This is a genomic window from Streptomyces sp. SID14436 (genome assembly GCF_010548465.1).
In the GTDB taxonomy this organism is placed as follows: domain Bacteria; phylum Actinomycetota; class Actinomycetes; order Streptomycetales; family Streptomycetaceae; genus Streptomyces.
In genome coordinates this window covers 1-2135 of sequence record NZ_JAAGMD010000697.1, presented here as the reverse complement: position 1 = coordinate 2135, position 2135 = coordinate 1, and the positions used below count along the sequence as shown (strand labels likewise).

General features: G+C 77.0%; 1 protein-coding gene. It reads right to left on the bottom strand.

Going from position 1 to position 2135, the window contains the following annotated elements; genetic code table 11:
- Positions 1–1462: lipid II flippase MurJ (locus tag G3I53_RS24980; protein WP_343240684.1), on the bottom strand; the 1462-nt coding region annotated here is incomplete at its 3' end.
- Positions 1463–2135: the final 673 nt, after the last annotated feature.

The following is a 2135-nucleotide window of genomic DNA, read 5'->3' as shown; positions in this document are numbered from 1 at the left end:
CCACCGGCCGGACGAGCCGGACCACGACCCGGCGGGTGTGCACCGGGATGCCCCGCGGCCCGAGACCCCGCAGCAGCAGCGCCGCGGTGACGGTGATCCCGGCGGCGTTGGCGGCGGCGATCCCGGCCACCCCCCACGGGCCCACCGCCCAGGCACCGGCCCCGGCGGTGACCGCCAGCCCGACGGCCATCGCACCGAGCGGGTACCAGGTGGCCCGGCCCGCCGAGAAGTACGAGCGGATCAGCGCGCCGACCAGGGTCTGTGCGAGCAGCCCGAGCGCGTACACCCGCAGCACGCCCGCCGTGGCCGCGGTGTCGGTGGTGGTGAACGCCCCGCGCTGGAAGAGCAGTCCGACGATCTGCGGGGCGCACGCGACGACGGTGGCGGTCCCCAGCAGCACCACGGCCGCGGCCAGCGCCAGATCGCGCTCCACCCGCACCCGCGCCCGCTCCGTGTCCCCGTCGGCCAGCGCCCGGGCGACCACCGGGAAGGTGACCGTGACCAGCATGAGCGACCAGGTCATGGGGACCTGGGCCACCTTCTGGGCGTAGTTCAGGTGCGAGATCGCACCGGCGGGCAGCGACGAGCCGAGGAAGCGCTCCACCAGGACCTGGGACTGGCGGCACAGCGCGAACAGCAGGACCGCGAGCAGCAGCCCCAGCCCCATCGAGGGCCCGGCACCCCCCGCGACCGCCCCGGCGGCCCGCGTCACGCCCTTGCGCAATTGGCGTACCAGATCCGGCAGTTGCACCGCCACCATCAGGCAGCCGCCCACCGCCACCCCGACGGCCGCCGCCCGCACGCCCCACCGCTCGCCGAGGGCGAGCATCACCACGATGATGCCGGTGTTGTACGCCACGTAGACGGCCGCCGGAGCGAGGTAGCGGTGGTGCGCGCGCAGGGCCGCGCTGCAGTACCCGGCGAGACCGAAGCTCAGCACGCAGGTCGCGGTGAGCCGCGTGCAGTCCACGGCGAGGGCGGGGTCGGACAGACCGGGCGCGAGCACCGCCACGACCAGCGGGGCGGCGGCCACGAGCAGCGCGCCGACCGCGACGAAGGCCAGCGACAGGCGGGGCAGCGTCACGGCCACCAGCTCGCGTACCGGGTCCTCGCCGGAGTCCCCCCGGGCCCGGCGGGCGAGCGCCAGGCTGAACGCCGGGATCAGCGCGATGGCCAGCCCGTCCTCGATCAGCAGCGTCGCCCCGAACTCCGGGACGGTCCACGCCACCAGAAACGCGTCGGTCTCGCTCCCGGCCCCGAACAACCGCGCCAGCGCCTGGTCCCGCACCAGCCCCAGCAGCGCCCCGGCCACCGACAGCACACCCGTCACCAGCGCGGCCCGGCCGAGGAAACCCCGGGGCAGGCTCCCGCCGGACCGGCGGGCGGGCTGCGGGGGAGGGGTGGGTGGAGGGTTCTGCGCGGAGGCGGCGGCCGTGTGGGCGGCGGTGGCCGTCCTGGTCACGGTTTCTTGCGGGGGCGCGACCGGGCTCGGGGCGGGGGCGGCGACGGCGCCTGCGGTCACGGGTCCGCTGGGGGCGGCGAACTTGCTTGAGGTGGAGCTGGCGACCGCGCTCGCGGCCGTAACTCCTTCCGGGCCCGCGCCTGTTGGTGCGGCCGGGTCGGCGACCGTGCCCGCGGTCGCCAGTCTGTCCGGGGCTGCAGCCGTGCCCGCGGTCGCATCTCTGTCCGGGGCTGCACCCGGACCCGCGACCGCGGTGGTCGCAGGTCCGTCCGGGGCTGCCATCGTCCTTGCGGTGGGACTGGCGACCGCGCTCGCGGCCGTAACTCCCCGCGGGCCCGCGCCTGTTGGTGCGGCCGGGCCGGCGACCGTGCCCGCGGTCGCCAGTGAGACCGGGGCTGCAGCCGTGCCCGCGGTCGCCAGTGAGTCCGGGGCTGCAGCCGGACCCGCGACCGCGGTGGTCGCAGGTCCGTCCGGGGCCGCCATCGTCCTTGCGGTGGGACTGGTGACCGCGCCCGCAGCCGTAACTCCGCCCGGACCCGCGACCGTTGGTGCGATCGGGTCCGCGACCGTGCACGCGGTGGCAGCTCCGTCCGGGGCTGCCACCGTCCTTGCGGCGGGGCCCGCGACCACACCCGAGCCCGCACCCGCACCCGGGGCGCCCACGGCCGCTCCG